Origin of the sequence: Mucilaginibacter flavidus (genome assembly GCF_024055575.1) — a bacterium.
GTDB lineage: Bacteria > Bacteroidota > Bacteroidia > Sphingobacteriales > Sphingobacteriaceae > Mucilaginibacter > Mucilaginibacter flavidus.
Genome location: NZ_JAMXOE010000054.1, coordinates 1 through 5,993 on the forward strand (window position 1 = coordinate 1; position 5,993 = coordinate 5,993).

Sequence of the window (5,993 nt, forward strand, 5' to 3'; positions counted from 1 at the left end):
ATGGAAGAGATCAATTCTTTTTTTGATCATACGCCCTTAGATGGTGTTTCTTACGTTATTGTACAGCATTTATCTTCCGATTTCAAGAGCAGGATGGTTGAATTACTGGCCAAACACAGCAAGCTTGTAGTTGAGGAAGCTAAAAATGGTATGCCGGTAAAAAGCAACCAGGTCTATCTTATCCCCAGCGATAAGTTCATGACCATAAGCGATGATACGCTATATTTAACAAGCAAGGAAAAAGCTCCAGGCCCTCACCTTACCATAAACACATTTTTTAATTCATTGGCGGCAGATTGCGGTACCAAAGCTATTGCCGTAGTGCTATCGGGTTTAGGCAGTGATGGCACCCAGGGAATAAAGGCTATTAAAAAGGCTGGTGGAATGGTAATAGCCCGCAACCCGGAAACAGCAGAGTTTGCCAGTATGCCCTCTAATGCTATCGCTACAGGTATGGTGGATTTTATTTTGGAACCTGAATTAATGCCTGGTGCTATTGAAGATTATGTAAAACACGAGCTTGAATTGATACCTGACACCGCCGACGACCAAAAAAATCTTGAGGCTATTATACATCTTATCAATGAACAGCTACCGCTTGATTTTTCGGATTATAAGCAAACTACTATATTAAGAAGAATCAAAAGAAGAGCGGGATACAATAATTTTACCAGGTTAGAAAATTACATTGACTTTTTGAAGGCAACACCAGTAGAAATAGCCGCATTGGCCAAGGATTTTTTAATCAGCGTTACTTCATTTTTCAGAGATAAAGAAGCTTTTAATTTTATTGAACAAAAGGTATTGCCAGGTATACTGGAAAAACTTGCTCCCGAGGAGGAATTAAAATTGTGGGTAGCGGGCTGCGCTACCGGCGAAGAAGCTTATTCACTTGCCATTTTAATAGCTGAGCAATTAACCGGCAAACTTAAAGATACCATTGTAAAGATATTTGCTACAGATATTGATACTGCCGCATTAATACAGGCCGGCAAGGGTATCTATAACTTAAGCATAGCAAAAGATGTATCGGCAGAGCGGCTCGAAAGTTATTTTTTTAAAGAAGGAAATAATTACAGGATCAGCCCCGAAATTCGCAAAATGGTGATCTTTGCAAATCACGACCTGGTGAAGAACCCTCCCTATTGCAATATGCATTTTATCAGCTGCCGCAACCTGCTGATCTACATGACACCTGTATTGCAAAAAAAGATATTTACCATGTTGCTTTTTGGGCTAAAAAAGGAGGGTTACCTGTTTTTAGGTTCCAGTGAAAACCCGATGCCCATCATCAAAAACTTGGAAGTCGCCCATAAAAAATATAAGATCTATAAGAATCTCGAAACAAAGCGGCTTTTGCAATTTGATACATTTTCATTACCAGAGACGGTTGATCTAAAACGTAAAACCTCTATCTATGAGGATACATCCCAAAGTTCAAACAATTCCGAGGCAGAAAAGATGCAGATTAGTTTAGCCGAAGATTTGGATTACCTGGCCGTGTGCATTGATGAAAGTAACCAGGTGGTAAGATCATACGGGGATACGGCAAAATATTTTTTACAAAAGCATTACACTTCAAACCTGGAAGAGCTATTGCCAAAACCACTTGCCATTGCATTTAATACATTAAAAACTACCGCGTTAAAAGCAGACAAAAAGGCAACACTTACCGGTATCAAAATTCAAAATAACCAAGGTGTAATTAAAGTAAGTCTGTCCGTACGTCCTTTGACCGGAAAGAAGGGCGAGCAAACCTTATTAATGGTAACTTTTACTGAGGACAGATTGTCCGGCATTGAACATTCGGAAGATTTGGTGTTTGATGAAAAAATATATCACGGTGAATACACCGTGAATCTGGAGGAGGAGTTAAAGGAACTAAAGGATAAGCTTCAGTCTGCTCATGAAAAACTTGATGCTTCCAATGAAAATATGCAGTCTTTCAATGAAGAGCTGCTTTCGGCTAATGAAGAAATGCAAAGTACCAACGAGGAAATGCAATCGGTAAATGAAGAACTGCATACCATTAATGCGGATTATCAATTAAAAAATAAAGAACTGCTGGAAATCAATGACGATTTAAATAATTACTTCAGGAGTAACATTAACGGTCAGTTATTTATTAATAAAGAACTGCAATTGATGAAATTTTCGCCGGGTACGGTAAAGCAGATCAACTTGCTGGAAACGGATATCGGCAGGCCGCTCAGCAATATTTCCACTAATATAAAATTTGAAACCATCATTGAGGATATAAAGAAAGTATTGGCCGATGGTAGTGTAATCACCAAAGAAGTTGAAACCAATAATGGTAAATGGTACCAGGTAATGACGATGCCGTATATACGGCAGGCAGATAACAAAAAAGATGGCGCCATTCTCACATTCAATGATATTACCGAATTAAAAAAGATACAGCGGGAATTAAATGTCAGTAATAAAATGCTGGGTATAGCCATTGATTCGGCAGCAATGGGAATGTGGTCCATAGAGCTCCAAACCCGTGAATTTGTTCCATCCCAACGACTTAAGGAAATATTTGGTTTTTATCCAGATGAGCAAATGACCTATGAGGCGGCTATAGCGCAAATTGACAGTCAATATCAAACTTTAGTAACAAATGCAGTTGAAGCCAATATTAACCAGGGTATAAAATGTGATATAGAATATCCGCTGCGGGGATTTCATGATGGAAAGCTTCGCTGGGTTCGGGCCAATGGCGATCTATCCAATGATCAGGATAATAAGCCGGCTTATTTTACAGGAGTGTTGCACGATATTACGGCCCACAAGCAGGATGAGATCCGGAAAAATGACTTTATAGCTATAGTGAGCCATGAACTCAAAACCCCGCTTACATCACTGCAGGGGTATATTCAACTATTATCTTCGAGGGCAAAAAACGCCGAAGATACATTTAGTATCGCTAAGCTGGATAAAGCACATAACCAGGTCAAAAAGATGATCGCCTTGATCAACGGCTTTTTAAATGTTTCAAGCTTTGAAGCCGGCAAAATTTATTTGAATGAGGAGACTTTCGAAATGAATGCCCTCCTGAATGAAGTAATGGAAGAAGTTACGCTAATAACAGCAAGCCATAACATTACAGTATTGCCCTGCCCAACGGTATCGGTTATGGCGGATAGGGATAAGATAGGCCAGGTGATCAATAACTTTCTAAGCAATTCGATAAAGTATTCGCCACATGGTAAAAATATTGAGATTTCTTGCAAAGAAGTAAATGGCAACGTCCAGGTAAGTGTAAAGGATGAAGGCATAGGCATTAAACCACAGGATCAGAAAAAATTATTTGATCGTTACTACCGGATAGAAAATATGGATACCCAAAAAATTTCAGGTTTTGGGCTCGGTCTTTATTTGTCAGCTGAAATAATTCAGCGGCATAATGGTAAAGTATGGATAGAAAGTGAGATAGGTAAAGGGTCAATTTTTTACTTTAGTTTACCTCTTAACTAATTTTTCGAATTAGATCTGCAAGCGATAACCGGAATAGCTAAACAATTCAAGTCAGAATTGTTGCTGCAATTAAAAACTACAAACGCATTAACCGGTCAAACATGATATTGGCACTATAATAGCTATTAATAGCTTATTATACCTTCGATGCCTCCCCCGGATTATGAGTAAGAAAATACTGGTTCTTGATGATGATGACGATATTTTAGAAATCATTTCCATACTCTTAGTTGATAATGGTTATGAAATACGCACATTGTCTTCTGGTGATACCGTATTTGAAAATATCAAAGATTTCCAGCCGGACCTCATTTTAATGGACGTAATGCTGGCTGGTATGGATGGCCGCGCGATTTGTAAGGATATTAAGGAAAATCATCTGACCTATTTCCTGCCGGTTATTCTGATTTCCGGGACACATGACCTGGCTGGAGCATTGCATCTGCAAGGCGCACCGAATGATTTTGTCGCTAAACCGTTTGATATAGATCATTTGCTTCAAGTGGTTGACAAGCAATTGGCAGCATAAATTGGATGATGATTTTTAAAAGAATCTAGCAAGAGTTATACGGGCACTATGTTATCCATTACAGTTGGAAAATAAGTATTGTGCTCTCGTTTTAAGTTTTAAGCGCAGCTGCCAAACTTTTTAGTTTAACTGGAATTTTTTCGAGGGGTATAATGAAATCTATAGTACCCGAATCCTGGGCACTGAGCGGCATAAAATCTACTTCGGCAGACCTGTCCTGAGCAAAGGTTTTTCCTCCGTTCGCCTTAATTTGCTTGCATCCCTCGGTACCATCACCATCGTACCCGGAAAGAACAATGCCAATAGCACGTACACCCATTGCCTCTGCTAAAGAATTAAAAAATAAATCAATTTGCTTGTTTCTGCCAGAGCGAGGGCAGATGATTTTAAAGGTATAATTCTCCATTAAAAGATCTGAGTCCGCAGGAATTACGTAAACGTGATTTGCAACGATCGGCATAGCCTCCGAAGCAACCTTTACAGCCATTTTGGTATGTCGCGACAGTATTTCAGCTAGCTGACTATGGGCGGTTGGGTTCATGTGAGAAATAATAACAAAGGCCATACCTGTATTTGACGGCATAGCACCCAATAATGCCTTATATGCGTTAAGTGCACCAGCTGAGCCACCAATGCCAACAATGAGATTAGGATGCAACGTTCCCATATCTATGTAATATACACCCTTTTTTTATTATTCACCTTTATCTTGTTTAATTAATTTTTGACCCTCAGAAACATTTTTACCGATCTTCTTTTTTTCATTAGCGCCCACTGTTGATTCTCCACCCATCGGTACTAGTTTAATTCCATCATCACTCAAAATTAATCTGTGGACATCACTGTCGTGGCCGGTCCCACGAGACTTAACAATGAAAAGTCCACGAATTCGTTTTTTACTTACGTCTTCTTCTAACTCTCTCACTACTATCCAGGTGTCGATTAGAGAAGAGACTCCGATTTCACCGCTCGTGTCGTTTTGTGCGGCTGAAGAAACAAGACTTGTAAAAAAGGTAGTGATGCCATTGGATTTTAAAAGATCAATCATGCGGGTAATCATTGATCGGATGTCACGCTGGTCCCCCTCTCCGATGAGACTTGTCAGGGGATCTATGACAACAGCTTTTGGTTTGAATTCAGCAATGAGTTTATACAGATCGAGTAAATGCATCTCCAAACCAAAAAAGGAAGGCCTGGTAGACACAACCTTTAAAAGCTCTTTTTTTATCATTGGTTCTAAATGAAAACCTATAGAACTCATATTTTGAATGAGTTGACCTGACGATTCTTCATAGGACAAAAAAAGGCAACGTTCTCCACGTTTACAACTTGCTAAAGCGAATGCAGCAGCCAAGCTTGTTTTTCCGGTGCCTGCGGTACCTGAAGCCAGTACCGTGCTGCCTTTGGTATAGCCTGGTGTACCCCTGAACATTTTATCTAATGATGGTATTCCTGTCGAAACTTTCTTAGCCGTGCCTGGTTGATCAAGCCCGGCTGATGTGATGGGAATTACTGAAAGTCCATCTTTATCAATTACGAAGGGATATTCGTTTGTTCCATGTTTTGAACCGCGATATTTAACTACACGGATTCTACGGATGGCAATTTGTTCCTTAACTCTGTTATCCAGAAGAATGATGCAATCGGAAATGTACTGCTCCAGGCCGTGCCGGGTATAAAATTCTTGTACAGGCTCTCCGGTAACAATCGCAGTTACTTGTTTTTCCTTAAGCCATCTAAAAAGTCTTTTTATTTCTAAGCGAAGAATGCCAATATCAGTGATGCCTGCAAATAGAGATTCAATGGAATCTAAAACAACCCGTTTTGCACCAATGGAATCAATGGCATGTTCCAAACGAACGAATAACCCTTCAAGATTAAAGTCAGTCTCCTGAATATCTTTTCGCTCTAAAAGAACATGTTCTATCAGGATTCTTTTTTGGGAAACAAGCCCATGTAAATCCAGGTTGAGAGAAGCCACGTC

4 protein-coding genes are annotated in these 5,993 nt (G+C 39.6%); 2 read left to right on the forward strand and 2 right to left on the reverse strand.

Annotated elements, in window-relative coordinates; translation table 11 throughout:
* The coding region (locus NAF19_RS30375; protein ID WP_252794215.1) for a CheR family methyltransferase at positions 1-3,480 on the forward strand (3,480 nt) is incomplete at its 5' end.
* A 163-nt stretch (positions 3,481-3,643) separates the two neighbouring features.
* Positions 3,644-4,009, forward strand: coding sequence for a response regulator (locus tag NAF19_RS30380; RefSeq protein ID WP_252794218.1), 366 nt, complete (start codon positions 3,644-3,646; stop codon positions 4,007-4,009).
* 91 nt (positions 4,010-4,100) lie between these two features.
* On the opposite strand, the gene NAF19_RS30385 is transcribed toward NAF19_RS30380, so the two are convergent.
* On the reverse strand, positions 4,101-4,676 hold the full coding sequence (locus NAF19_RS30385) for a chemotaxis protein CheB (protein ID WP_252794219.1): 576 nt from the start codon (positions 4,674-4,676) through the stop codon (positions 4,101-4,103).
* A 27-nt stretch (positions 4,677-4,703) separates the two neighbouring features.
* Positions 4,704-5,993, reverse strand: a 1,290-nt coding sequence (gene kaiC, locus NAF19_RS30390; protein WP_252794221.1) for a circadian clock protein KaiC, incomplete at its 5' end; no start/stop codon positions are given.